General features: G+C 69.5%; 20 protein-coding genes. 9 read left to right on the top strand and 11 right to left on the bottom strand.

All coding sequences use genetic code 11. From position 1 onward, the window contains the following. Positions 1-34: 34 nt before the first annotated feature. From BUB57_RS06390 to BUB57_RS06370, 5 genes are all read right to left on the bottom strand, one after another. Positions 35-772, bottom strand: a complete 738-nt coding sequence (locus BUB57_RS06390; protein WP_073064010.1) for an ABC transporter ATP-binding protein — start codon at positions 770-772, stop codon at positions 35-37. After that, positions 769-1,575, bottom strand: coding sequence for an ABC transporter ATP-binding protein (locus BUB57_RS06385; protein ID WP_073064008.1), 807 nt, complete (start codon positions 1,573-1,575; stop codon positions 769-771). The genes BUB57_RS06390 and BUB57_RS06385 overlap by 4 nt, the downstream gene beginning before the upstream one ends. Continuing rightward, on the bottom strand, positions 1,572-2,705 hold the full coding sequence (locus tag BUB57_RS06380) for a branched-chain amino acid ABC transporter permease (protein ID WP_073064004.1): 1,134 nt from the start codon (positions 2,703-2,705) through the stop codon (positions 1,572-1,574). The genes BUB57_RS06385 and BUB57_RS06380 overlap by 4 nt, the downstream gene beginning before the upstream one ends. A gap of 4 nt (positions 2,706-2,709) precedes the next feature. Then, positions 2,710-3,738, bottom strand: a complete 1,029-nt coding sequence (locus tag BUB57_RS06375) for a branched-chain amino acid ABC transporter permease (RefSeq protein WP_073064003.1) — start codon at positions 3,736-3,738, stop codon at positions 2,710-2,712. 95 nt (positions 3,739-3,833) lie between these two features. Then, a complete protein-coding gene (locus BUB57_RS06370; protein ID WP_073064000.1) occupies positions 3,834-5,183 on the bottom strand; it encodes a substrate-binding protein in 1,350 nt (449 codons plus the stop codon). A 170-nt stretch (positions 5,184-5,353) separates the two neighbouring features. Here BUB57_RS06370 and BUB57_RS06365 point away from each other — a divergent pair, with 170 nt between their 5' ends. Next, entirely contained in the window at positions 5,354-6,907 is a 1,554-nt protein-coding gene (locus BUB57_RS06365; RefSeq protein WP_073063997.1) for a helix-turn-helix domain-containing protein, read from the top strand. Here BUB57_RS06365 and BUB57_RS06360 read toward each other — a convergent pair. From BUB57_RS06360 to BUB57_RS06340, 5 genes are all read right to left on the bottom strand, one after another. Continuing rightward, positions 6,886-9,657, bottom strand: a complete 2,772-nt coding sequence (locus tag BUB57_RS06360; RefSeq protein WP_073063994.1) for a sensor histidine kinase — start codon at positions 9,655-9,657, stop codon at positions 6,886-6,888. The two genes, BUB57_RS06365 and BUB57_RS06360, sit on opposite strands and share 22 nt — an antisense overlap. After that, entirely contained in the window at positions 9,657-9,911 is a 255-nt protein-coding gene (locus BUB57_RS06355; protein ID WP_073063991.1) for a hypothetical protein, read from the bottom strand. The genes BUB57_RS06360 and BUB57_RS06355 overlap by 1 nt, the downstream gene beginning before the upstream one ends. A gap of 9 nt (positions 9,912-9,920) precedes the next feature. After that, positions 9,921-10,313, bottom strand: a complete 393-nt coding sequence (locus tag BUB57_RS06350; protein ID WP_073063988.1) for a response regulator transcription factor — start codon at positions 10,311-10,313, stop codon at positions 9,921-9,923. A 124-nt stretch (positions 10,314-10,437) separates the two neighbouring features. Beyond that, positions 10,438-13,089: a hypothetical protein gene (locus BUB57_RS06345; protein ID WP_073063985.1), complete on the bottom strand. Its 2,652-nt coding sequence runs from the start codon at positions 13,087-13,089 to the stop codon at positions 10,438-10,440. Positions 13,090-13,281: 192 nt separating this feature from the next. Continuing rightward, complete coding sequence (locus BUB57_RS06340; RefSeq protein ID WP_073063981.1) at positions 13,282-14,103, bottom strand: AraC family transcriptional regulator; 822 nt, start codon at positions 14,101-14,103, stop codon at positions 13,282-13,284. Between the two features lie 72 nt (positions 14,104-14,175). Here BUB57_RS06340 and BUB57_RS06335 point away from each other — a divergent pair, with 72 nt between their 5' ends. The 8 genes from BUB57_RS06335 to BUB57_RS06300 all read left to right on the top strand — a co-directional run bounded on the left by BUB57_RS06335 (position 14,176) and on the right by BUB57_RS06300 (position 23,526). Next, a complete protein-coding gene (locus BUB57_RS06335) occupies positions 14,176-15,570 on the top strand; it encodes an SLC13 family permease (protein ID WP_073063979.1) in 1,395 nt (464 codons plus the stop codon). Positions 15,571-15,688: 118 nt separating this feature from the next. Then, positions 15,689-17,227, top strand: coding sequence for an HlyD family efflux transporter periplasmic adaptor subunit (locus BUB57_RS06330; protein ID WP_073063976.1), 1,539 nt, complete (start codon positions 15,689-15,691; stop codon positions 17,225-17,227). Further along, positions 17,224-18,396, top strand: a complete 1,173-nt coding sequence (locus tag BUB57_RS06325) for an FtsX-like permease family protein (RefSeq protein ID WP_073063973.1) — start codon at positions 17,224-17,226, stop codon at positions 18,394-18,396. Before BUB57_RS06330 ends, BUB57_RS06325 begins: the two co-directional genes overlap by 4 nt. Beyond that, positions 18,396-19,097: an ATP-binding cassette domain-containing protein gene (locus tag BUB57_RS06320; RefSeq protein ID WP_073063970.1), complete on the top strand. Its 702-nt coding sequence runs from the start codon at positions 18,396-18,398 to the stop codon at positions 19,095-19,097. Before BUB57_RS06325 ends, BUB57_RS06320 begins: the two co-directional genes overlap by 1 nt. A 510-nt stretch (positions 19,098-19,607) precedes the next feature. Then, entirely contained in the window at positions 19,608-20,765 is a 1,158-nt protein-coding gene (locus tag BUB57_RS16525) for a hypothetical protein (protein ID WP_143159645.1), read from the top strand. Then, on the top strand, positions 20,669-21,124 hold the full coding sequence (locus BUB57_RS16520; protein ID WP_234952001.1) for an SDR family NAD(P)-dependent oxidoreductase: 456 nt from the start codon (positions 20,669-20,671) through the stop codon (positions 21,122-21,124). Before BUB57_RS16525 ends, BUB57_RS16520 begins: the two co-directional genes overlap by 97 nt. 903 nt (positions 21,125-22,027) lie before the next feature. Further along, on the top strand, positions 22,028-22,561 hold the full coding sequence (locus tag BUB57_RS06305) for a helix-turn-helix domain-containing protein (RefSeq protein WP_143159644.1): 534 nt from the start codon (positions 22,028-22,030) through the stop codon (positions 22,559-22,561). A gap of 221 nt (positions 22,562-22,782) precedes the next feature. After that, positions 22,783-23,526, top strand: coding sequence for a sulfite exporter TauE/SafE family protein (locus BUB57_RS06300; RefSeq protein ID WP_073063964.1), 744 nt, complete (start codon positions 22,783-22,785; stop codon positions 23,524-23,526). A 19-nt stretch (positions 23,527-23,545) separates the two neighbouring features. On the opposite strand, the gene BUB57_RS06295 is transcribed toward BUB57_RS06300, so the two are convergent. Then, positions 23,546-24,559 (bottom strand): YeiH family protein, encoded by a 1,014-nt coding sequence (locus tag BUB57_RS06295; protein WP_073063960.1) that lies wholly within the window; start codon positions 24,557-24,559, stop codon positions 23,546-23,548. Positions 24,560-25,180: the final 621 nt, after the last annotated feature.

The raw sequence follows: 25,180 nt of genomic DNA, 5'->3' as shown, positions 1-25,180 counted from the left end.
CGCAAACCCCTCGCCGCAACCCCGGGGGCCCGGCCTAGATCGCCAGATAGCGGTTGCGCAGATCGGCGTCGTCCAGCAGCTCCTGCGCCGAGCCGGTGAACACCAGTTCGCCGGAATCGAGGATCACCGCCCGGTCCGCCAGCCGCAGCGCCGCCACCGCGTTCTGTTCCACGATGATGGTGGTGATGCCGCGGGCCTTGATGTCCTGCACGATATGCTCGATCTCGCGCACGATCACCGGGGCCAGCCCCTCGTAGGGCTCGTCCAGCAGCAGCAGTTTGACCTCGCGCGCCAGCGCCCGGGCGACCGACAGCATCTGCTGCTCGCCCCCCGACAGGGTGACCCCCTCCTGGTTGCGGCGCTCGGCCAGCCGCGGGAAATGCTCGTAGATCTGCTCGATCTCCCAGCCCTTGTTGGGGGCGACCTGCGACAGGATCAGGTTCTCCTCGACGGTCATGCCGGGGATGATGCGGCGGTCCTCGGGGACCAGCTGGATCCCGGCCTGGCTGGCCTGCCAGGATTTCATCTGGTGGACCGGCTGCCCCTCCAGCCAGATTTCCCCGCGCATCACCGCCGGGTTGTCGGCCCGGGCAATGGCGCGCATGGTCGAGGTCTTGCCGGCACCGTTGCGGCCCAGCAGGGCCAGCACCTCGCCCTTGCGCAGCTCGAGGCTGACGCCCTGCACGATGTAGCTTTCGCCGTAATAGGCATGGACGTCGCGCAGCGCGAAGAACGCATCCGGCGCCGGGCCGGTCACTGGTGCCGCATTCATTCCGCCGCCCCCCCGAGATAGGCTTCCTGCACTCTGGGGTCCTCCTTGATGTCCTGCGGCAGGCCCGAGGCGATGATCCGCCCTTGCGCCAGCACCGAGATCTTGTCGGCCAGCGAGAACACCACATGCATGTCGTGTTCGATGATGACCTTGGTCATGCCGCGCAGCTTGATCTTCTTCAGCAGCTCGATGGTGGTGTTGGTGTCGTGGCGCGACATGCCGGCGGTGGGTTCGTCCAGCAGCAGCAGCCGCGGATGCTGGATCAGGCACATGCACAGCTCCAGCCGCCGCTTGTCGCCGCGCGACAGCGCGCCGGAATGGTCGTCGCGCCGGTCCCACATGCCGAAATCGTTCAGCAGGCTTTCGGCCTCTTCCCGGATCGCGGCTTCGCGGGCCGTGGTGCGGAACATGTTCAGCCGGAAGGACCCGTCGCGGCGGGCGAAGGCCGGGGCCATGACGTTGTGCAGCACCGAGAGGTCGGCGAAGATCTCGGGCGTCTGGAACACCCGGGAAATCCCCAGCTGGTTGATCTCGTGCGGGGCCTTGCCGGTTAGCACGGTGCCGTCGAACACCACCGCCCCCGAGGTCGGCGCGATCCGCCCGATGATCACGTTCAGCAGGGTGGACTTGCCCGCGCCGTTCGGCCCGATGATCGCGTGGGTCTTGCCCTCTTCGATCTGCAGGTCGATGTCGGACAGCGCGCGCAGCCCGCCGAAGTTCTTGATCACGTCCGCAGCGTGCAGGACGATGTTCTTGCCGTTCGCGGCGTTGCCGGCCGCTGCGTTTTCGCTCGTCACGCTCATTTCCCGCCAGCCTCCGGTTTGGTGCCGCGCCCGCGCCGGAACCGCGCGACCAGCTTCAGATAGCCCTCGACCAGCCCACCGGGCAGGAACACCACGATCAGCACGAACAGCAGCCCCAGGGTCAGGTGCCAGCCCTCGCCCACGAACTTGGACAGCACGGTGACGGCAAGGTTCTGCACCCCGTCAGGCAGGAAATCGAAGGCCGCGTTCAGCATGTTCTTGTTGATGGCCGAGAAGATGTTCTCGAAATACTCGATCACCCAGGCGCCGATCACCGGGCCGATCAGCGTGCCCACCCCGCCCAGGATGGTCATCAGCACGATGTTGCCCGATTCCGTCCAGCGCATCCGTTCCGCCCCGGCGATGGGGTCGGTGACCGACAGCAGCCCGCCCGCCAGCCCCGCGAACATCCCCGAGATGACGAAGGCCGCCAGCATATAGGGCCGGATGTTGAAGCCGGTGTAGATCATCCTCGTCTGGTTCGACTTGATCCCCCGCAGCGCCAGCCCGAAGGGCGAAGCAAAGATCTTCTGCGAGATGAAGAAGGCCAGGATCAGCAGCGCCGCGCAGATGTAGAAGCCGAAATAGCCGCTGACGGTGTTACCCAAGAGCGCCGGCGTCGGCAGCCCCGCGCCCCCCACGGTTCCGGCCCCCAGCGCCTCGTCGATCACCCGCGGGTCGTTGCGGGCCAGCAGCAGCCCGGTTTCGCCATTGGTGATCGGGGTCAGCACCGAATAGGCCAGGCTGTAGCACATCTGCGCGAATGCCAGCGTCAGGATCGAGAAATAGATCCCCGTGCGCCGCAGGCTGAAGAACCCGATCACCAGCGCGAACACCCCCGCCAGCAGAGTCGAGAAGATCAGCGCCGGCACGATGTCCATGGTCAGCAGCTTGAACGACCACACCGCGGTATAGGAACCGACGCCCAGGAAGGCGGCGTGGCCGAAGGACAGATAGCCGGTCAGCCCGAACAGGATGTTGAAGCCGATGGCAAAGATCGCATAGATCGCGAATTTCTGCATCAGCCCGGGATAGGCGGCGCCCAGCGGCGCCAGCCAGATCGGCATGGTGACGACGACCAGGGCAAAGATCGCCAGCTTGATCTGGTCCTTGCGGGAAAGATGGAACATCGGATCAGCCCTCCATCACGCCGCGCCGGCCCATCAGGCCGCGGGGCCGCACCAGCAGGATCACCACCGCCACCAGATAGATGATCACCTGGTCGATGCCGGGGATCAGCGACTTCACCTCAGTCATCGAGGCGAAGCTTTGCAGGATGCCCAGCAGGAACCCCGCCAGCACCGCGCCCGGCAGCGAGCCCATGCCGCCCACCACGACGACGACGAAGCTGAGCACCAGGAAATCCATGCCGATCTGGTAGTTCGGCGGCAGCAGCGGCGTGTACATCGCCCCCGCCACCCCGGCGACCACGGCCGCGAGGCCAAAGACCACGGTAAAGCGCTTGTCGATGTTGATGCCCAGCAGCCCCACCGCCTCGCGGTCCGCCATGCCGGCGCGCACCACCATCCCGAAGGTGGTGAAGCGCAGGAAGGCGAACACCGCCGCGATCACCCCCAGCGAGAACATCAGATAGATCATCCGCCACCACGGATAGGTCAGGGTATTCGGCTCCATCCCCAGCCAGCGGCCGATATCGGCGGCCGAGCGCAGGTCCGAGGGGATCGGCTGCGGCCAGGGGTTGGGGCCGTAGATGCTTTTCACGATCTCGCCGATGACGATGGCCAGGCCGAAGGTCACCAGGATCTGTTCCGCGTGGGTGCGCTTGTAGAAATGCTTGATCAGCCCGCGCTCCATCCCGATGCCGATGGCCAGCATCACCGGGATGGTCAGCAGGATCGAGAACGGCACCGAGTAATCGACCAGGAACAGCCCGAAATCGCCCAGCCAGTCCTGGACGATGGGGGCGCGCACCTCGAGCGGCTGCCCCCAGGGCGACAGCTGCGTCGGGTCGGTGGTGACCTTTTCGATGGTGATCAGATAGCGGAAGGTCACCGCCATGAAGCAGCCCAGCATGAACAGGGCGCCATGCGCGAAATTGACCACGCCCAAGGTGCCGAAAACCAGGGTGAGCCCCAATGCGATCAACGCATAGGCCCCCCCCTTGTCCAGCCCATTGAGCAGCTGCGCGAGAAACGCGTTCATTTTCCCCCCTGCGGGTCAGGCCCCGTATTTTCTTGTGATTGGTGACGGCAGGGCCCGGCCCGCTAACGCGCGCCGGGCCCCGGATCACTGCGCGATCAGCACTGGTTGGGCTCGTAGGGGCCCAGCTCGCCGCCGAAGATCGCGGGGTCATAGGTGACTTCGTCGCGGGCCGAGCGGCCGATCACGTTCAGCACGTCGAACTTGCTGGTGGGGGCGTCGTTGCCGCGCACCACCAGCACTTCCTTGAAGCACTGGTGATCGCTGTCGCGATACAGCGTCGGGCCGTTGCCCATGCCGTCGAACTCGTGGCCTTCCAGCGCCTTGATGACCTCGGGCGGATAGAAGGACCCGGCGCGTTCCACCGCATCGGCGTAAAGGATGGCCTGCACATAGCCGGTATGGGCCGACTGCGAGGGCGGCGCGCCGTAAGCCTCACCGTAGGATTTGGTAAAGGCCTTGGTGCCCTCGTCCTCAAGCGCCCAGTGCCAGTTCGAGGTGCCGATGATGCCCTTGACCGCCTCGCCCGCGCCCACCGCCATCAGTTCCGAGAACATCGGCACCACGATCTCGAAGTTCTTGCCGTTGGCCTGGCGGTCGCGCAGCCCGAACTGCACCGCCTGCGGCAGCGAGTTCACCATGTCGTGGCCGTAGTGGTTCAGGATCAGCACGTCCGCGCCCGAGTTCAGCACCGGGGTCAGGTATTGCGAATAATCGCCCAGCCCCAGCGGCGTGCGCACGGTGGCGACGGTTTCCCAGCCCAGCGCCTCGGTGGCGTTCTTGATCGATTCCTCTTGTGTCCAGCCCCAGGTGTAGTCGGCGGTCAGGTGATAGGCGCGGCGGTCGCGGCCATAGGCCTCGGCCAGATGCGGGGCGATGGCGACGCCCGACTGATAGGCGTTGAAGAAATGCCGGAAACCGTAGCGGCGCTTGTCCTTGCCGGTGGTGTCGTTGGAATGGGTCAGCCCGGCCATGTAGATCACGCCGCGTTCCTGGCACAGCGACTGCACGGCGATCGCCTCGCCCGAGGTCACGGACCCGGTGACCATGATCGCGCCGTCACGCTCGATCATCCGGCGCGCGCCGTCGCGGGCGGCGTCGGTGTTGGTCTGGGTGTCGCCGGACACGAAGGCGACCTTCTGCCCCAGCACCCCGTTGCCCTTGAGGCTGAGCGGCTTGAGCGTGTTGAGCAGCCCGCCGTCGCCCTCGCCGTTGATGTGCTTGACCGCCAGCTCGTAGCCCTTGAGCTGGTCCAGCCCCTCTTCGGCATAGGATCCGGTCTGCGGCACGTTGAAGCCGAACACGATCTTGCCGCTGGCGGTGGGGTCGTTGCAGAAGTTCTGCGCCCAGGCGCCGCGGGTGAAGAACATCGGCGAGGCCAGCGTCGCCGCCGCCCCCGCCCCCATCGTGCGCAGCAGCCCGCGCCGGTTGATGATCAGTTTCGACATTTCATTCCTCCCTGGTGCGACTTTTTGTCATTGTTACTTGCATCAAGAGGACATGGATGGAACGATTTCAATAAGAACCTGATTGCAAACAGTTTTTTTGTAAACCATCAAACGATTTACAAGAAATCCTGTCAATGATTGACTCAGGGACGGGAAGACAGGGGGACATCATGCGCGCGCCGGTCGGCATCAGGATACGTCGGCAGCGGCTGGACCGCGGCATCTCGCAGGCGGCGCTGGCCCGGATGGTCGGGATCTCGTCCAGCTACCTGAACCTGATCGAGAACTCGAAACGCGACGTCGGCGGCGCGCTCCTGCTGCGCATCGCGGAACATCTGCAGCTGGACATCGACGCGCTGTCGGGCGACCAGGAACAGAAGACCCTGCAGAACGTGCAGGAGATGCTGCGCGACCCGGTGCTGCAGGGGCTGGATTTCGGCCAGACCGATTTCCGCGACCTGCTGGCCCGCTTCCCCGAGGTGGCGCAGGCGCTGATCCGGCTGCACCGCATGGGCGCCGAGGCGATGGCCGAGGTCGAGGCCTTCACCAACCGCTTCGCCTCGGACCCGCTGCTGGGGCAGATGCTGCACGAGGTGCTGAACCGGCTGACCGGAATGCGGTCGAGCGCCGAGATCATCGCCCGGGTCGAGGATCTGAGCGAGGCCGACCGCCGCCGCTTCACCGTCGCCATCAACCGCGAGGCGCAGGAACTGAGCACCACCATGCGCGGGCTGGTCGGCTATTTCGACCGCGCCACCATCAAGCGGCGCACCATCTCGCCAGTGCGGCAGGTCGAGGACGCCTTCATCGCGGCCAACAACCATTTCCCCGAGCTGGAAGATCTGGCCGCCGAGCTGCGCGCCAGCATTCCCGGCGCGTTCGGGGAAACCGCGCTGGCCGCACATCTCGCCGAGCGTTTCGGCCTGCGCTGCCAGCGCTGGCCCGAGGCCCCCGGCGCCCCCGCCCCGCGCCTGGCCGAGCGCTCGCGCGCCGATGTCGAGGCCGGGGTGCTGTGGCTGCGGGCCTCGGCGCCGCTGGCGACGCGGGTGTTCCGCATGTGCCGCCAGATCGCCGAACTGGCCGCGCCCGAGCTGCTGGACCGGACCTGCGCGGCGCTGGAACCCGCCTCGGACGAGGCGCGGCAACTGATGCGGGGGGCGCTGTCCTCTTACGTCGCGGGGGCGATGATGATGCCTTACGAGCGGATCAGTGCCACCGCCGCCGAACACCGCTACGACATCGACCTGCTCAGCCATATCCACGGCGCCAGTTTCGAGCAGGTGGCCCACCGGCTGGTGACGCTGCGCCGCCCGGGGGCCGAGGGCGTGCCCTTCGGGTTCCTGCGCGCCGATCCCTCGGGGCGGCTGACCAAGCGGTTCCCGCTGCCCGGGCTCAGCCTGCCGGGGGGCGGGCATGGCTGCCTGCTCTGGCCGATCTATCACACGGCGGCGGCGGGCGGGGTGATCCGCCAGATCGCCGAGTTCCCCAACGGCGCGCGCTTCCTGATGATCGCGAAATCGGTGCCCAAGCGGATCTCGACCTGGGCCGAACAGCCGCTGGTGTTTTCGGTGATGCTGGCCTGCGACATCCACCACGCCGACCGCACCGTCTATGGGCAGGGGCTGAACCTGTCGGACACAAGCACGCAGCTGGCGGTCGGCCCGTCCTGCCAGCTGTGCATCCGCCAGAATTGCAGCCATCGTCAGGAGGACGCACCCGCCTGACAGGACCCCTCAAGGGCCGGCGGCGCCGCCGGGCACAGCGGCAGCGAGATGCGGAAACACGCACCGGGCAGCGCGCCCTCGACCAGCTCGATCCGGCCCTGCAGCTTGCGCACGATGGTGTGGCTGATGTTCAGCCCCAGCCCCAGCCCCGGGAAGGCGCCGCCGGTGTTGCCCGCCTCGCCGATGCGGACGAACTTGTCGAAGATGGTGGCGCGGAACTCGGGGGCGATCCCGGCCCCGTTGTCCATGATCTCGACCTGATATTCCGTCGCCGTCACGCGCGACCGCACATGCACCCGCGGTTCGGGATCGCGGTTGTGGGCGATGGCGTTGGCGATGATGTTGATGAAAACCTGGCACAGCCGGTCGCTGTCCCCCGCCACCACCACAGGCACCGGCGCGTGCTCGCGCGAGAACCCGATGTTGCGCTGGCGGGCGATGGCGTCGCAGACCTCCATCGCGCGGCTCAGCGCCGCCTCGGGGTCGACGGGGTGGTTTTCCCAGTCCCGCTCGCCATGTTCCAGCGCGCTGAGGTCCAGGATCTCGTCCAGCAGCCGGGTCAGCCGGACGCTTTCGTGGTGGATCAGCCCGACGAAGCGGTCCCGCTGCGCCTCGTCCAGATCGGGCTGGCGCATCAGGATTTCGGAAATCGAGCGGATCGAGGTCATCGGCGTGCGCACCTCGTGGCTGACCTGGCTGAGGAAATCGTCCTTCTGCCGGTGCAGCGCGTGCAGCTTTGCGTTCGCCTCTTGCAGCTGCCGGGCGGTCTGGCGCAGCTCGTTGGACTTCTTTTCCAGCTCGTTGGAGTGCGAGATCACCTGCAGCGTTTCGTCGGCGATCTGCATCACCTCGTCCAGCGACAGCGCGTCGCCCCGCACCACCTTGGACAGCAGGATATGCGCCGAGGCCGCGCCGATGGAACTGGCCAGCTCGCGTTCCAGCCGGATGACGAAGGCGGGCGGCGCGTCGGCGCCGCGGGCGTGCGCACCATGGCGGATGCCCGCATCCTCGAACAGCGCACGGGCGCGCTGCCAGCCCAGCACCCGCTCGGCCAGAAAGAACAGGTCGTCGGCGGTGGCTGTGCTGCGGATCGCCCGGCCGGTGCCGCCATGCCCCTGCCCGCGCTGCCCCGAGCGGAACACGTCCACGAACACCCCGGCCTGGATCCGCTCCAGCCGGTCCTGCCTTGTAGCCAGCGAGGTCAGCACCAGCATGCCCGCGTTCAGCAACATGCTCCAGAACAGCGAATGCACCAGCGGGTCGGTGTCACCCATCCCGAACAGCGCCTGCGGGCGCAGCGCGGCGATCCCCCAGGGGCCCCGCGCCAGCAGCCCCGCCACCATGTCGCTGCCGGCGGCGAAACTGGGCAGGAACAGCGTCCAGCCCCAGACCGCGAACCCCAGCCCCATCCCGGCCAGCGCGCCGCGCACCGTGGCGCCGCGCCAGTACAGCGCCGCCAGCAGCGCCGGCAGGAACTGCGCCACCCCGGCGAATGAGATCAGCCCGATCGGCGCCAGCGCCCCGCTTTCCCCGGTCAGCCAGAAATAGATGAACCCCAGGAACAGGATCACCGCGATCGAGGTGCGCCGGCTGACCAGCAGCAGCCGCGCGATGCCCTGCGCCTCGTGCGCGGCCAGGTCGCGGGTAAAGCGCAGCGCCAGCGGCAGCACGATATGGTTCGACACCATGATCGACAGCGCGATGGAGGCCACGATGATCATCGAGGTGGCCGAGGAAAACCCCCCGATAAAGGCAAACAGCGCCAGCGCGTTCTGGTCGGCCGCCATCGGCAGGGTCAGCACGAACATGTCCGGGTTCGACCCCTCCGGCATGGTCGCGAGCCCGTAAAAGGCGATGGGCAGGGTGAACAGGCTCATCAGCAGCAGATAGGCCGGGAACGCCCAGGCGGCGGTGCGCAGGTGGTTTTCGTCGGCGTTTTCCACCACGGTGATCTGGAACTGCCGCGGCAGGCAGATCACCGCGCAGGCCGACAGGAACAGCACCGTCACCCAGCGGCTGCCGAAGGGGCCGGGCTCGTGGATGGTGAACCCGGCCTCGGCGGCGCGGGCGTAGATCTGCGCGGGACCGTCGGACAGGCCGAAGACCACGAACAGCCCCACCGCCACCAGCGCCACGAACTTGACGCTGGCCTCGAATGCGATGGCGGCGACCACGCCCGGGTGCTGTTCGCGCGCGTCGACGTTGCGGGTGCCGAACAGGATGGTGAACACGGCCATGCCCATCGCCACCGCCAGCCCCAGCCCCGCGTCGCCCAGCCCCGCCAGCCGCCCGCGCCCGTCCGCGGTCGAGATCACCTGGATCGAGGTCGTCACCGCCTTGAGCTGCAGCGCGATATAGGGGGTGATCGTCACCACCGCGATCACCGTTACCAGGATCGCCAGCTTGCTGGACTTGCCAAAGCGCGAGGACAGGAAATCCGCGATCGAGGTGATCCGCTGCCCGTGCGCGATCCGCAGCAGCTTGCGCAGCAGGAACCACCAGCCGACGAAGACCAGCGTCGGGCCCATGTAGATCGCCATGAACTCCAGCCCGTTGCGGGCCGCGGTGCCCACCGCGCCGTAGAACGTCCAGCTGGTGCAATAGACCGAGATCGACAGCGTATAGACCAGCGGCGAGCGCAGGAACCCCGCCCGCCCCTGCCGCGCCCGCAGGTCCGAGACATAGGCCAGCGCGAACAGCAGCCCGACATAGGCGACCGCGGTCAGGATGACGAAATCGGGCGACAGCATCAGCCGTCATCCCCGGGCGCGGGGTCCTCGGCGGTGTCGGGGCGGCGCCTTGTCATCGCAAAGGCGCCCAGGATCAGCGCCAGCCAGACCCCGAACAGATACACCGCCTCAAGCGGGATGCCGAACACCAGCAGCCCGCGGTTGAACAGGTTCAGGAACGGCGGCAGCAGCAGCAGCGTGCCGAAGGCGGGCAGGACAAAGGCCGCGTCGCGGCGGCGCGTGTCCCCGGCGGGGCGGTTCGGCGGCCCGGCCACGCCCGCGCCCTAGCCCGAGGCGGCGATGCGGGCGGCGCGCTGCCCCAGCAGGCGCTGCACCTCGTCCACCACGTCGTCGTTGGCGAAGGGCTTGGAAATGAAACCGTCGGCCTTGAGATCCAGCGCCAGCTGCCGGTCGTGGCTTTGCCCGCGCGCGGTCAGGATCAGCACCGGCATGTCGGCCTGTTCCGGGTCCGTCCGCAGCGAGCGCAGGATGTCGAGCCCGCTGCGCCCCGGCAGCATCACGTCCAGCACCAGCATTCCCGGGCGCGTGCGCCGCACCATGTCCAGCACCGCCGCCCCGTCGGTGACCGAGGCCACGCTCCACCCCGCGCGCCCCAGCAGGAAGCTCAGGGTTTCGAGTATGGTGGGCTCATCCTCCGCGATCAGGACATCGCACATCTCGGCCGCTCTCCTCCTCGTCCGGGGCTGGATGCTAGGACGGGGCGCGGCGGTCTGGCAAGGGTCAAGGCCGGCGAGCAGGGCCGCCGCCGGGGGACGGGGGCGCCCCGACGGGCGCCCGCGCCTAGAACTTGGCCACCAGGTTCAGGAACAGCCCGTCGCCGAGATAATCGAGGTCGGTCAGGTCGTCCGAGACCTTGCCCCATTCATAGCCGACCCCGATCTTGGCGTGGTTGCCGAGATGGCGATAGACGCCCAGCAGCGCGCCGGTCTCGTCGATCTTCAGTTCGCGGGTGCGCAGGATCCGGCCCTCGGCCAGGATGTCCCACATGTGGACGACGTGCCAGTCCAGCCGCAGGATCGCCAGATCGGCGGAGGAGGTCACGAAATCCTCGGTCCCGCGATCCGCCACCTTGGAGCGGCGATAGCCGTATTTGCCGCCGATGGTCAGCTTGGGCGTCAGGTCGTAGTTGGCATCCACCGAGAACACATGGCTTTTCTGCATCGGCCCGTCCTCGGACCCCGAGGCGGTGACCTGATCCTCGCCCGGCAGGTCGTGCAGATAGGTGTATTTCAGCAGCATGTTCAGGCGGTCGTTCAGCACCGGGCGATAGGCATAGCCCAGGCCGAACTCCAGATACTCGCCGTCGCGATAGCTGTCCTCGGCGCTGTCCGAAAACAGCGAATCGAGGTTGAACAGCAGCCGCCAGTCGTCGTTGACCTTGTATTCATACCCCAGCGCCAGGGCCCAGGTATCGCGGTCGCGCGTCAGCCCCTCGCCCTCTTCGGTGCGGTATTCCAGCCGAGCCCGCCCGCGCACCAGGTCGTTGTCGCTGTAGCCCAGCCCCAGCGACACCGCCCGGCGCTCGAAATCGCCGCCGATGCTGTCGCGCACGGTGCCGATCTCCATGCCGCCGGTGATCGTCCAGCGTTCGCCGGGCGTATAGGTGACGCCGTAGGATTCCGCGAGCGAGCGGCGCGTGCCGTAAAGATCCCAGCGGTTTTCGGCGAAGGTCGAGAAGCGGTCCGAATAGCGGTACCGGGTCCCGGCGACGATCACGCCGTCATCGCGGCCGATCAGCTCGCGCATGTCCTCGCTGCGGGTCGGGTCCAGCGTATAGCCCAGATAGACCTCGCTGTCGGCGGTGGGCGCATAGGTGACGCGGGCCGCGCCGCCCTCGCCCAGCGAGCCGTCGGAATATTCCGCGGCGAAGCGCAGCTTTTCGGTCAGCCGGGTCTCGAAGCCCAGCCCCAGCCGGTTGTTGCGCGACACCTGCCCCGAGCGGCTGACCGTGCCCTGCCCGAAACCGTAGATCTTCAGGTCGTCGTCCCGCTCCCACGTCAGCCGCGCGCCCAGATCGGTGCGGCGGCCGGTGTCCTCGGGGCGCGACAGCACCACGCGGTCCAGATGCGCCACCGCCAGATCCAGCGTCCAGTTGGCGTTCAGGTCGCGCGAATAGCGCAGCTCGCCGCTGTCCTTGCGGTCGCCGCCGTCGCGGTGGAAGCGTTCGTACAGCATCGCGACGCGGGACTGCGCGCTCAGCTCGACCTCGGATTCAAGCCCCCACAGCCACTGATCCTCGGTCACGTCCTCGGTCAGGGTGGAAAACCCGGCCTGCTTGCTTTCGCCATAGACCGTCAGATAGCCCGGCATCGCCAGCCCCAGGTCGCCGAAGCTCAGATGGGTGTCGGCGCTGTAGGCGCGGGCGCGGTTATCCACGCCGGACACGCCGCCGTCGCTGATGGTCAGCCCGCCGTCGGTCGAGATCGAGCGGCCAAAGCCCGGCCCCTCGCTTTGCGCGGCCTCGACCAGCACATGGCTCTGTTCGCCGAACTCATAGCGCAGGTCCACCGCCGCCATGCGCTGGTCGGCAGCCACATCGGCGTTGGCGGTGTTTTCCTTCATCGCCGAAACGCCCAGCCGCAGCCCTTCGGTCACGTTGAACTCGGCCCGCCCGCCCAGAGAATGGCCGTCCACGTCGCTGATCGTGGGGGTGTATTCGTACTGGACGACCAGGTTGACGTCATAGCTGCCCAGCGGGCCGCTGCCGATGATGCCGCTGCCCGAGGCCGAGGAGTTCAGCGGCTCAGCCAGGGTGATGACGCCCTGGAAATAGTCGATCTCGTAATCGACGCCGGCGGACAGGCGGCGGGTGCGCACCACCCGGCCGGTGTCGGGGTCGACGACCTGCACCGTCACGGTTTCCGAGCCGCCGTTGATGTCCTGCCGCTTGAGGAAATAGACCGAGCCGCCGGTGCCGCGCAGGATGTCGCGCTGCGGCAGCGTGTCGGGCTGGGCCGCGTACAGCACCACCCGCGCGCGGGGGTCGCCGTCCCCGGTCAGCGCCTCGGTTGCCAGATCGACCTTGGCGCCGTAAAGCGCGCGCGATCCCGGGCTCAGCCGGCCGCTGATGCTGTCGGCCTTGAAATCGCCCCACAGGAAGCTGTTCTGGTCCTTTTCGACCTTGAGGTAGATCCGCCCCGAAGTCGGCGCGTCATCAAAGGACGAGCTGTCGTCGCCATAGGTCGGATACATGTCCTCGGGGTCGAGCCGGCGCAGCACGTTGCGCGGGTCCTTTTCGTCCAGCCGGCTGAAGATCTCGTCCACCGGCCCCTCGCCCGTGTCCAGCGACGAGGTGATGCGATAGCCGCCGGCGGTGCTGCCCTTGATATAGAACGCCAGCCTGCCGTCGACATAGCTGCGTTCGTAATCGGGCGCGGTCGATTCCAGATCGTCGCGGAAGCGGCGGCCGACGGTCAGGTCGGCGCGGACCACGACCTCAGCCCTTACCGAGGAATTGTTCGCAGCTGGACAGCAGACGCTTTGAAACGGTGCTGATCGCCCTCGATCTGCGGGGGCCTGTCGCCAGGACCTAGCTGCCGCACCCCGTGCCCTGATCGAGTCCGAACCACCCGCCGGGCCGGATGACCCGCAGGCGCTGACCCGGGCAACCGCGCCCTGTCGCCCCTACCGCCCGCGCAGCCAGCTTTGCGGCGGGCTGCCGAAATGGCTGCGGAAGGCGGCGACGAAGGCGCTGGGGCTGCGCCAGCCCAGCGAATGCGCGATGGTGGTGCTGCTTTCGCCGCGCTCGAGCCGGCCGACGGCGGCCAGCAGCCGCACCCGCACCCGCCAGTCGCGGAACGACAGGCCGGTTTCGGCGCGAAACAGCCGCGCCAGCGTGCGCGGGCTTGCCCCCACCTCGGCCGCCAGCACCGGCAGCGGTCGCGGGTCGGCCGGGTTGCGGCCCAGATGCGCGGTCAGCCGGCGCAGCCGCTTGTCGTGCCCGGCGGGCAGGTCCAGCGGCGCCGGCGGGGCGGATGCGATCTCGTCCAGCGCCACCGCCCCCAGCCGGGCAAGCCGGGCGGGGTCGGTCTCCTCCACCATCCGCAGGATCACCTCGCGCAGAAGCGGCGCGACCGGCAGCACCTCGCACCCCTGCGCCCCTCCCTGCGCTCCCGGCCGCAGCGGGCACGAGGGATCGACGTAGAGATTGCGCGTCCGTGCCCCCGTCCCGGGGCGCGAGACCACCCGCATCTCGTGCCGCGTGCCGCCGGGGATCCAGATGCCGAAGCCGGGCGGGACCAGCCACACGCCATCGTCCGCGCTCAGCCGCAGCAGCCCCTCGGCCGCCCACAGCAGCTGCCCGCGCGGGTGGGCGTGGGGCGCGACATGGGCGCCCGCCGCCAGGTCGCGCCCATGCGCCAGCACCGGCCGCGCGGGGTCCAGCACATAGGCCGCGCCGCTGGGGTCAAAGCGCAGCTGTGGCGAGTCGGCGATATCCTTTGTCATGATGGCGATCTTACGCAGGTGCCCGGGACTGGTCCAGAATGTGGCGAACCCAGTCCACGCCCCGGCACGCCCATGTCCTACGTCCTTCCCCTTGCCCCACGCCGCCTGTCGCCCAGCCCGCTGATCCTGCTGGCCAGCCTGCTGGCGGCGGTGGCGCTGGGGCTGGCGCTGCCGCAGCCGATGGGCGCCACCGCCGCGGTGGTGCTGGCGACGTTGGCCCTGTGGAGCACCGGGGCGATCCCGCCGTTCCTGACCTCGCTGGTCTTCTTCGCCGCCGTGCTGATCCCCGGGCTGGCCCCGCCCGAGCTGGTGTTCGCCGGCTTCGGCTCGGCGGCGGTGTGGCTGATCGTGTCGGGCTTCGTGATCGGGGCGGCGATCACCACCTCGGGGCTGGGCGCGCGGCTGGCCGAGGCGCTGGTGCCGCTGGCCGGCCACAGCTATCCGCGGCTGGTCGCGGTGCTGACGCTGGCGGCGATGGCGCTGGGGTTCGTGATGCCGTCCTCGGTCGGGCGGGCGGTGGTGCTGGTGCCGGTGGGCATGGCGCTGGCGCAGCGGCTGGGGCTGGCGCCGGGCTCGAACGGACGCATCGGGGTGGCGGTGGCACTGACGCTGGCCTGCAACATGCCCAGTTTCGCGATCCTGCCGTCGAACATCCCCAACATGATCCTGGCCGGCGCGGCCGAGGGGCAGCACGGCGTCTCCTTCGGCTATCTGTCCTATCTGCTGCTGCATTACCCGGTGCTGGGTATCGTGAAATCGGCGCTGACCGTGGCGCTGGTGGTGTGGCTGTTTCCCGACCGGCTTGCCGCCGGCCCTGCAGAGACGCAGACCAGCCGCACCAGGCTTTCGGCGGCCGAGCGGCGGGTGGCGCTGATCCTGGCCGCGACGCTGGCGCTGTGGATGACCGACCGGCTGCACGGCATCGGCCCGGCCTGGATCGGCATCGCCACCGCCGCGGCGCTGCTGATGCCGCGCCTGGGGGTGGTGGCGCCGAAACAGTTCAACGCCTCGGTCGATTTCGGCATGGTGCTGTTCGTCGCCGCGGCCCTGGCGCTGGGGGCGGTGGTCAACGCCTCGGGGCTGGGGGCGCTGGCCGGGGGCGCCCTGCAAGAGCTACTGCCCCTGCGCGAGGGCGCCAGCTTCACCAATTTCCTGTCGCTGACCGGGATGGCCGGGCTGATGGGGCTGGTCACCACCATGCCGGGGGTGCCCACGGTGCTGACGCCGATGGCCCCCGATCTGGCGGCGGCGACCGGGCTGTCGCTGCAGGCGGTGCTGATGACGCAGGTGGTCGGCTTTGCCACGGTGATCTTTCCCTATCAGGTCGGGCCGCTGGTGATGGCCATGCAGCTTTCGGGGGAGCGGCTGGCGCATGTGCTGCGCGCCACCCTGCCGCTGGGGGTGCTGACCTTCGTGGTGCTGATGCCGATGGACTGGCTGTGGTGGCGGCTGCTGGGCTGGCTGTGACCCCGCCCCGCAGCGCCAGCCCTTCCGTCGCCAACGCCTTGCCGCAATCCCCCCGGCGCAACCATATCGGTGGAACCCGACCCCCCGTTTCCCCGCAACAGCCTGGCAGGCAGTTCCCATGACCCACTCGGACGACGCTTCGCTGCCGCTGCCGGTCGCGCGGCCCGCAGCCTCCGCCCCTCCGGCGCCGCGCCGGCGCAGGCGCTGGCTGCTGGTGCTGCTGGTGCCGGTGCTGATGTTCTCGGGCGCGGTGATCGGGCTTTATTTCCAGCCTCCGGCGCTGCGCGGCTTTTACGCGCTGACCGGGTTGCGGCCGGGCGGCGGGGCGGCCTATCCGATCGCGCTGCCGCCCGACATCGAGCTGCCCCGCGACATGGCCGAGACCATGCGCGCCACCGATGTGCTGGGGCTGGCGCGGCTGCTGCCGCGCGGCGATCTGTCCCCGGTCGCAGCGCCCTATGGCGCGGGCGACGCGCGGCTGGCCGAGATCCTGGTGGCCGAGGGCGCGCGGGTGGACAAGGGCGCGGTGGTCGCCCGGCTGGACAACCACGACGTCCTGCACAGCGCGGTCCTGCAGGCCGAGGCCGCGCTGGCGATCCGCGAGGCCGCGCTGATGCAGACCCGCGCCGCCGTGCAAAGCAGCCGCGACGAGGCGCAGGCGACGCTGGACCAGATGCGCGCCGCCGCCGCCGATGCCACCACGCAGCGCCAGCGCACCGAAGAGCTGCTGGCCCGCGCCGCCGCCACCCGCGCCACGCTCGACGCCCAGCTTGCCGCCGAACGGCAGGCGCTGGCCGCCGTCGCCAAGGCCGAGGCAACGCTGGCCCGCTTCACCACCGTGGCGCTGGACGACCAGCCCGACGTGGTGGTGGCGCGGCGCAATCTTCAGGCGGCCCAGGCCGATCTGGACCGCGCGCGCCGCGACATGGGCCGGGCCGAGGTGCTGGCGCCGATCACCGGCACGGTGCTGGACATCACCGCCACCCCCGGCGCGCGCCCGCCGGCCGAGGGGATCATGCTGATCGGCGACACCTCGGTGATGATGGCCGAGGCCGAGATCTGGCAGGACCGCATCTCGCAGGTCGCCGTGGGCCAGCCAGTCGAGCTGGCGTCGACCGCGCTTGGCCGGACCTTCCACGGCCGGGTGCAGTCGATCGGGCTGATCGTCGGGCGCCAGGGGCTGGTCGCCGACGACACCGCCGCCAACACCGACGCCCGGGTGGTGCGGGTGATGGTGGCGCTGGACGCAGCCTCGAGCACGCAGGCCGCCGGCTTCACCAACCTCGAGGTGATCGCCCGCATCGACACCCGCCCCGATCCCGCGCCGGCCCCGGCAGGCCCCGCGCCCGCCATCGGAGTGGCGCCCGTGGCCGACTCCGCGGCCGCACCCGGGGCCGCACCGGCGCCCGACCCTGCACCGGCGCGCAACCCCGGCCCAACAGCCACCACCGGGACAGCCCCAACCCCCGCAACAGACTCCGCAACCTCAACCGCAACCGTCCCTGCGCCCACGGCAGACACCGCATCCGCGGCAAACCCAGCCGCCACCGGGATCGCGCCCGCGGCAGAGGCCGCAGCAGACACAGCCCCCACCGCACCCGCCTCCAACGCCGCGCCAGCGTCAACAGCAACTCCCGCCCCCAAGGCCGCGCCATGAGCCGGCTGCTGCAGGCGCTGTTCGGGCGGCTGCCGATCGGCTGGCTGCAACTGACCCACAGCCGCACCCGCTTTGCCGCGGCGCTGGCGGGGGTGGCGTTTGCCAATGTGCTGGTCTTCGTGCAGCTGGGGATCATGCAGTCGATGGCCACCGCCACGCTGACCCCCTACGGGTTCTTCCGGGCCGATGTGATGATCTCGGCCCCCGATGCCAATGCCATGGCCGAGGGCGGCAATGTCGCCCGGCAATGGATGCTGCAGGCGATGGCCCACCCCGAGGTGACCTCGGGCATGGGGCTGTTCCTGGCCAACGTGAACTGGCAGCGCGCGGGCGAGGGGCTGTCGCTGACCACCTTCGGCATCGACCCGGCGCAGCCGGAGTTCCTGGCGCCCGAGCTTGCCGCCAAGACCGCGCCCCTGCAGATGCGGATGGCGGGGCTGTTGGACCGTCTGGCGCGCGGGCTGCCGCGGGACGAGGCCGCCGGCATCCGCCCGCAGGCGCCGCTGTCCTTCGAGACCTCGGGGCAGACGCTGACGCTGTACGACAGCTTTGCCGGCGGCGGCGGCTTTGGCGGCGATGGCTACATGCTGGTGTCGGACCAGACCTTCCTGTCGCTGTTTCCCGGCCGCAGCTCGGCCGCGCCCGACCACATCCTGCTGCGCCTGCGTCCCGGCGCCGACCCCGAACGGGTCGCGGCCGAGCTGCGCGGACTGGTTTCCGACAAGACCCTGCGCATCCGCAGCTATGCGGCGGCCGCGCAAGAGGACCTGTCCTATCAGCAGACCCAGCGCCCGACCGGGGTGATCTTCGGCTTTGGCGTGCTGATCGGGGTGCTGGTGGGGATCGTCATCGTCTATCAGGTGCTGTCCACCGACGTCGCCGACCACATGCGCGAATACGCCACCTTCAAGGCGATGGGCTACGGCCACCGCTTCTTCCTGGGCATCGTGTTCGAGGAGGCGCTGATCCTGGGGCTGCTGGGCTTTGTCCCCGGGGCGCTGGTCGGGGGCGGGCTGCTGACGCTGATGGGGCGGATCACCACCCTGCCGCTGGCGGTGACGCCGGGGATGGTGCTGTCGGTGCTGGCCGGCACGCTGGTGTTTTCCATCCTGTCGGGCGCCATCGCCACAAGGCGGCTGGCCGGCGCCGACCCCGCGGACCTGTTCTGATGGGGGACGAGGATTTCCCCGTGCAGGCCCGGGCGCTGAACTACTGGTTCGGCCGCGGCGAGGCGCGCAAGCAGGCGCTTTACGACATCGACCTGCGCATCGCGCGCGGCAGCCTGACGGTGCTGGTCGGCCCCTCGGGCTCGGGCAAGACCACGCTTCTGACGCTGCTCGGGTGCCTGCGCGAGGTGCAGCAGGGCTTGGTCATCCTGCTGGGCCATGAATTGCACGGCGCCACCCCGGCGCTGGCCACGGCGCTGCGGCGGCGGCTGGGCTTCATCTTCCAGGCGCATAACCTGCATGAAAGCCTGACCGCGGCGCAGAACGTGATGATGGGGGTACAGGTGCTGGGCCGGGTGGACAAGGCCCGGGCACAGGCGGCCGCGGCGCATGTGCTGGGCCTGCTGGGCCTGTCCGAGCGGCTGGACTATCTGCCCGCGAACCTCTCGGGCGGGCAGAAGCAGCGCGTCGCCATCGCCCGCGCGCTGGTCGGCAACCCCGAGCTGGTGCTGGCCGACGAACCCACCGCTGCGCTGGACCGCGACAGCGGCGCCAATGTGGTGGAGCTGCTCAAGCGGCTGGGACAGGCGCGCGGCACCACCACGATCATGGTCACCCACGACAACCGCATCCTGGACCGCGCCGACCGCATCCTGACGCTCGAGGATGGCCGCATCGTCGGCGACGAGGCTCGCGGCGGCTGAGTCGCTGCGCCCGCCAACCCCGGCTGTCCGGGCGAGTTCCCCGCAGATTCAGAGCGCTTTCGCGGCCCGCCCGCGCGCAACCGAAGCGGGCTCCCCCCGGCTCCGCCGCCTGCCGGGCGCGGAATCTCGCCTTTTCCCTTGCCGGATTTGAGCGGAAAACCACCTGATCCGACATGATTCGCCCCAAAATGGGCAGCAACAGCGTTGTGCGGGCCAAAACGCCCGAATAACCCGGTTCAGTCAACAGGCGCATCCCAGCGGAACCCTCCCCCGACGGAGCGTTCCCCGGCCGCGTCTCCATGGAAGGCAAGGATGGCGGACGCGCTCGCGCTCCGCACCGGCCGGTGCAGCCGACAGGCGCCCGGCCCCTGACCGCGCATGGCCGCCCGGCAGCGACGCCGGGCCCCCGCGACCCCGGTCGCGACGGCCGGCCGCGCGGGCACCGGTGGGTTCCGCGGGGCGCTGTGGACGGCGCGCAGGGTCGGCAGGCAACATCGTGGGAGTGAGACCATGGCTGAAAGGACTGGCAGGCGCGGGGTTCCGCCGCAGGCGGCGTCCGGCGGGAAACGGGCGCAGGTGCTGGCCGCGCTGCTGTGCGGGGCGGCGGTGCTGCTGCCGGCCGGCGGCGGCAGCTGGGCGCAGGGGGTCACCGATGCGCATCCCTTTGCCATGCGGCCGATCGACTCGATCTCGGTCAGGCTCGCCAACCCCACGGGCGATGCCGCCTATGACGACCGCATGGTCGACAGCGTGCGCCGGGCGATCGGGCTGTTCCCGGGCTCGGCCTTTTCCGACGACCGGATCGGGTTCGCGCTGGCGGCGGTGCGCCGCAACCCCGCGGTGCAGTCGGTGGATTACGACGTGCTGCCCTCGGCGACCGGCGGGGTCGACCTGACGGTCTCGTTCTCGCTGGGCGACCAGGCGCAGCCCGCCCGGGGCCGGGGCATGGCGGTCAGCGGCGATCCCAAGGATTTCCCGCTGATCCTCGATCGCAACGGCACCATGCTGCGCTTCAAGCTGGATGCGCTGGGATTGTACTACGCCAACAACAACGCCTGGTATGGCCGCCCCGACCTGATGCTGAACGGCAATCCGATGGTCGAGGGCCGCCCCTCGGGCCGCGGCTATGACGACTGGACCGAGGCGTATCTGCATTACGGCGTCTACGGCATCACGCCGCTGAGCGAGTCGCTGTCCGTCTATGGCGGGCTCAGCGCCATCACCTCGGGCTCGTTCGGGCAGGAGCTGTTCACCGACGAGACCCGCAGCTACACGTTCTTCGAGGACGCCTATGTCGGCATCGTTGGCGGCGGCGTCGATGCGCGCGGCAACCGGCTGGCCTTCAACGTCACCGCCGGGCGCCAGCGCTTCACCCTGTCCAACGGCTTCCTGATCGCCAACACCGCGGCCAATGGCGGGGAACGCGCGGCGTTGCAGGCCAATGCCCGCTGGGCCTCGGATTTCCTGGCGCTGGCGCAGATATCGTACAACGATACCAAGTTCGAGGCCTTCTATCTCGACCCAGACGAATTGCCGATCCTGGACACCAAGACCCGGATCCTGGGGCTGCCTTGGGCACCTTTCTGGCGCTGCGCGCGCAGCTGGGCTGGCTGGTCGAACAGGGCCGCGGCGGCGCCATCGTCAACGTCGGGTCGATCGCCGGCATGACCGGGCTGGCCGGCAACCCGGCCTATGTCGCCTCCAAGCACGCCGTGAACGGGCTGACCCGCAACGCGGCGGTGGATTACGCGCCCTACGGGATCCGGGTGAACTCGGTCAACATGGCCGCGACCGACACGCCGATGATCGCCCGCGCCGGGGCGCTGGTCGCCGCCTCGATGCGCGAGGCGCAGGGCCCGCAGATGGGCCGCATCAAGACCGACAGCATCCTGTCCTGGACCGATCCGAACCATCGCCCCGCCACCGTGGCCGAGCAGGTGTCGATGATGCTGTTCCTGCTGTCGGACGAAGCCTCGAACCTGACCGGCGCCATCTACGCCACTGACGGCGGCTGGACCGGTTATTGAGAGGACTGTGCGGGGCTGAGGGGCGAGGGGCCTGCGGTGTCTGGTCCGGGCATCCGCGGCGTCGGTGTGACGGGGCTTCCCATTGCTCCCGCCCGGGTCTCCGCATCCAGTTCCAACGAGCACTCCTCCCGGTCCCGCAACTTGCGGTGGCCCGCCTGCACAAGCCGCCCGCCGCCCTTGCCAGGGCGTGGAGCGGTAGGACCGTAGGACGCAGAATGACAAGCGGCCCGTAACTGTTTCAAGCGTCGCCAGCCGGTGGGACTGGCCATCTCCTTGCCCGAGCGTGGCCTCCACTTCCCGACCTTCCGGACACCCTCCTGGTCGCGCAACCTGCAGCCGAGCGGCCCCCACCTGCACAGGGTCGCCTGCCGCCGGGGGAGGTGCGGGGCCGTATTGCACAGAATAGCAAACAGCTCGCAGCGTCTGGCCCAAACTCACCCGCCGCCCCTGCCGGGCGTGGCCCCTAGGGCGCAGAGTGCCAAGTGGCGCAGCGCCTTAGCCCGAGCGTCGCAAGTCGGTGTAGCTGGCCTCTCCTTTGCTCCAGCCGGATTTTCTTCTGCCGCCCCCCGCCTCTTCCGGTCCCGCCGCCTGCGGCAGGCAGTCCCCGCCTGCACGGAGTCGCTCGCCCCTCGGAAGCGTCCGGGGTCCTGCGGCACAGCATGGCTGGCGGGCCGCAGCTGGTCCGGGAGCCGCCAACTCAGTGTAACTGGCCCCGTTTGCTCCAGCCCGCCCTCTCCGCACCTGCCTCCCGTCCCGCAACCCGCGGCCGCGCGCCCCGCTCCAGCCGCTCCCACGCCCCCATTCTCGCGACTCCCTGCCCATATTGGGCAGGGGGCGCTTTCGTTTCGGGGCATCGCTGGTAGAAGCCCTCTGATCCCGCGCCCCGAATGGGAAGAGGTTGACATGTCCAGCTCTGCATGGGCGGCCGCGCCGGCCCCCGGCCACGACACCGCGCCTCCGCGCATTTCCCCGCCCCGGTCCGCCGAGGTCGAGCGGGCGCTGCGGCAGAACTATCCCCGCTTTCAATACTGCTTCGTGGATTTCCTGGCCGAGCAGCTCGCCGACATGAGCCGCAGCTTTCAGGGCGACCTGCAGATGGTGGTGCTGCTGGCCACCGTCGGCCAGGTCTCGCTGAGCGCGGCGATCGCGGCCGAGGCCGGCGGGCGCAGCCCCGCCGAGCTGGCGCCCGAGCGCCGCGGGATGACCACCAACCGCCTGGCCGACTGCACCGGCATCCCGCGCGAGACCGCGCGCCGCAAGCTCATCGCCATGGAGAAGATGGGCTGGCTGACGCGCGAGGATAATTTCTGGTACCTGACCACCAGCGGCGAGGATACGGTGGCCCGGCAGGCGCTGGCCGCGCTGGACGACCGCGCCCTTTCACGCACCGCGCGGCTCTACAGCAGCCTGTCGCGGCTGATCGACCCGGCGACCTGATCCCTCCCCGGCACGCGGCCGGGGTGGTTTCCGCCGGGAACCTCCGCCCGGGGCCGTTGGCCTTGGCGGGCTTGCGCAGAGGTCCCGCAGCAGGCACTCCATAAGAATGTCTGTATAAACTCTTGCCCCCCGGAACCCCGGCTTGCAATGCCCCCGCGGCAGCCGTCCCTCCGGGACGGCATCAGGGCGCATCTCCCCCCCTCCAGAACAACAAGGGCGACATGACGCTGGATTATCTCGCGGTGCTGATGGCCGGGGCGGTGGCCGGCGGCTTCATCAACGGGCTGGCCGGGTTCGGGACGGCGCTGCTGGCGCTGGGGCTGTGGCTGCAGATCATGCCGGCGCAGCAGGCGGTGGCGGTGGTGGTGGTGATGTCGGTGGTCAGCGGCCTGCAGGGGCTGTGGGTGATCCGGGGCGAAATCCGCGCCCAGCCCGGGCGGCTGTCCCGGTTCCTGCTGCCGGGGCTGGTCGGGCTGCCGATGGGGGTCACGCTGCTGGGCATGGTCAGCGTGCTGGCGCTGAAGCTGGCCATCGCCGGGTTCATGGTCGCCTATGGCGGCTTCTTCAGCCTGCGCCGCTCGCTGCCGCGGTTCCAGCGGCCGACGCCGGTGCTGGATGCGGGCATCGGGTTCATGGGCGGGGTGCTGGGGGGCGCCGCCTCGCTGTCGGGGGCGCTGCCGACGATGTGGTGCGCCATGCGCCCCTGGCCCAAGGGCGAGACCCGCGCGGTGCTGCAGCCCTATAACGTCGGGATCCTGGGCGTGGCGGTGCTGCTGTTCGCCCTGCAGGGCATCTATGACCGCGAGACCCTGCTGCTGGTCGGCCTTGCCCTGCCGGGCACGCTGATCGGCGCGCAATTCGGCATCGCCCTGTTCCACCGGCTCAGCGATGCGCAATTCCGCCGGCTGCTGATCCTGGTGATGTTCGGCTCGGGGCTGGCGCTGGCGCTGCGCGAGCTGCTCTGAGCCGCGCTTGCCGGGGGGATCAGATGTGCAGCAGCTCGATCGCCGCCAGCGCGAATGCCGCGAGCAGCACCGTCAGCCCGCAGACCATGGCGATGGCGCCGCCGCCGACCTCGCCCAGCTTCTTCAGCGAGGTCTTCATTCCCAGCGCCGCGATGGCGATGATCAGGCACCAGCGCGACAGTTCCAGCAGCAGCGCGGTCGCCTCGGGCGGGATGACATTGGCGCTGCCGACCAGCACCAGCGCGGCAAAGCCGATGACGAAGAACGGGATCGGCAGCCCGCCGGACTGGCCGGGCGCGCGGCCCTTGCCGAAGACCACCGACAGCCCCACCACCACCGGCACCAGCAGCGCCACCCGCAGCAGCTTGACGAAGGTGGCGGTGGCCCCGGCCTCGTCCGACACCGAATAGCCCGCGCCGACCACCTGCGCCACGTCGTGGATGGTGGCGCCGAAGAACACCCCCATCGCATGGTCCGACAGCCCCAGCGCCGCGCCGATGATCGGGTAAAGGATCATCGCCAGCGTCGACAGCGCGGTGACGGCGATCACGGTGAAGATGGTGTCGCGCTCGTGGTTCGGATCGGTTTTCGGCAGCACCGAGGCAATCGCCAGTGCCGCCGAGGCCCCGCAGATCGCCACCGCGCCCCCGGCCAGCAGCCCGAAGGGCAGCGACCGCCCCGACAGCCGCGCCAGCACCACCCCGCCCGCGATGGTCAGCGCCACCCCGGCCAGAATGACGAACACCACCTCGACCCCCGCCGCGGCGATCTGCTGGACGGTGATCCCCAGCCCCAGCAGCGCCACCCCGAAGCGCAGCAGCCGGCGCGAGGCGAACTCGATGCCCGGCTCGGTCGGTGCCCCGGGCTCAGCCAGAAAGGCAAAGGCCATGCCGAGCAGCAGCGCGATCAGCATCACCGGCGCGCCGTAATGTTCCGAAACGAACTTGGCGGCCAGCGCCACGGTCAGCGAGGACACCAGCCCCGGGAACAGCAGCCGCAGGCGCCGCGGCATGGAGGCGGCAAATTGCATCATCAGATCATCTCTTTCCGGCGGTCGTCCGTTTCGCCAAGGCGCCGGGGCACCGCCGGTTACATGCCCGCATCGACGCGTTCAAGCTTGCCGGCGATGCGCCGTCCCGCGTAGGGTCGCGGGTCCGACATCGGGGCACGCTTGCCGGGATCACCCACATCGCCCGCAGCGGGCCCGGCCCCCTCGTCCCCAGACCGGGCGAGCGGCGCCGCAACCCGGCAACGCGCCAGCGCCGCACCCTAGGCCGGACACCCGCGCTGCGCCACCAGCGGTGACGTATTTCCCTCAACCATGCGACGAGATGCCGCCCTTGCAGAAGCGGGCAGGAGGGGGCGTCGTGGAAAAAGGCGCAGGCTCCTGATCGTGCAGCCCGGCAACGGCAGCTGCCCACAGCCAGCCATACCGGCAGCACCCGAGACGGGCCGACAGCACTCGTAGGACCAGCGGCAAGGCGAGAAGAAACGCTCTCTACCCAACCGGCTGGCAACCGAAGATTGCGATCGCCAGCCCAGCCTGCACCAGCGGCAGGGCAAGCGCCGCAACAAAGAACGTTCGCTGGCGCTACGCCTCCAGCCAGCGACCGCGGGTTTCCCCGTCTGCCGCGCGCATGGTGCTGGCAGCAGG

Source organism: Paracoccus solventivorans (genome assembly GCF_900142875.1).
GTDB classification, from domain to species: domain Bacteria; phylum Pseudomonadota; class Alphaproteobacteria; order Rhodobacterales; family Rhodobacteraceae; genus Paracoccus; species Paracoccus solventivorans.
Note: the sequence above shows the minus strand (reverse complement) of the source record. Positions and strands in the feature narration are given on the sequence as shown.

Bases quoted from the DNA above. Each gene is read 5' to 3' on its own strand.
- BUB57_RS06390 (WP_073064010.1), bottom strand. From the start codon at position 772: ATGAATGCGGCACCAGTGACCGGCCCGGCGCCGGATGCGTTCTTCGCG.
- BUB57_RS06385 (WP_073064008.1), bottom strand. From the start codon at position 1,575: ATGAGCGTGACGAGCGAAAACGCAGCGGCCGGCAACGCCGCGAACGGC.
- BUB57_RS06380 (WP_073064004.1), bottom strand. From the start codon at position 2,705: ATGTTCCATCTTTCCCGCAAGGACCAGATCAAGCTGGCGATCTTTGCC.
- BUB57_RS06375 (WP_073064003.1), bottom strand. From the start codon at position 3,738: ATGAACGCGTTTCTCGCGCAGCTGCTCAATGGGCTGGACAAGGGGGGG.
- BUB57_RS06370 (WP_073064000.1), bottom strand. From the start codon at position 5,183: ATGTCGAAACTGATCATCAACCGGCGCGGGCTGCTGCGCACGATGGGG.
- BUB57_RS06365 (WP_073063997.1), top strand. From the start codon at position 5,354: ATGCGCGCGCCGGTCGGCATCAGGATACGTCGGCAGCGGCTGGACCGC.
- BUB57_RS06360 (WP_073063994.1), bottom strand. From the start codon at position 9,657: ATGCTGTCGCCCGATTTCGTCATCCTGACCGCGGTCGCCTATGTCGGG.
- BUB57_RS06350 (WP_073063988.1), bottom strand. From the start codon at position 10,313: ATGTGCGATGTCCTGATCGCGGAGGATGAGCCCACCATACTCGAAACC.
- BUB57_RS06340 (WP_073063981.1), bottom strand. From the start codon at position 14,103: ATGACAAAGGATATCGCCGACTCGCCACAGCTGCGCTTTGACCCCAGC.
- BUB57_RS06335 (WP_073063979.1), top strand. From the start codon at position 14,176: ATGTCCTACGTCCTTCCCCTTGCCCCACGCCGCCTGTCGCCCAGCCCG.
- BUB57_RS06330 (WP_073063976.1), top strand. From the start codon at position 15,689: ATGACCCACTCGGACGACGCTTCGCTGCCGCTGCCGGTCGCGCGGCCC.
- BUB57_RS06325 (WP_073063973.1), top strand. From the start codon at position 17,224: ATGAGCCGGCTGCTGCAGGCGCTGTTCGGGCGGCTGCCGATCGGCTGG.
- BUB57_RS06320 (WP_073063970.1), top strand. From the start codon at position 18,396: ATGGGGGACGAGGATTTCCCCGTGCAGGCCCGGGCGCTGAACTACTGG.
- BUB57_RS16525 (WP_143159645.1), top strand. From the start codon at position 19,608: ATGGCTGAAAGGACTGGCAGGCGCGGGGTTCCGCCGCAGGCGGCGTCC.
- BUB57_RS06305 (WP_143159644.1), top strand. From the start codon at position 22,028: ATGTCCAGCTCTGCATGGGCGGCCGCGCCGGCCCCCGGCCACGACACC.
- BUB57_RS06300 (WP_073063964.1), top strand. From the start codon at position 22,783: ATGACGCTGGATTATCTCGCGGTGCTGATGGCCGGGGCGGTGGCCGGC.
- BUB57_RS06295 (WP_073063960.1), bottom strand. From the start codon at position 24,559: ATGATGCAATTTGCCGCCTCCATGCCGCGGCGCCTGCGGCTGCTGTTC.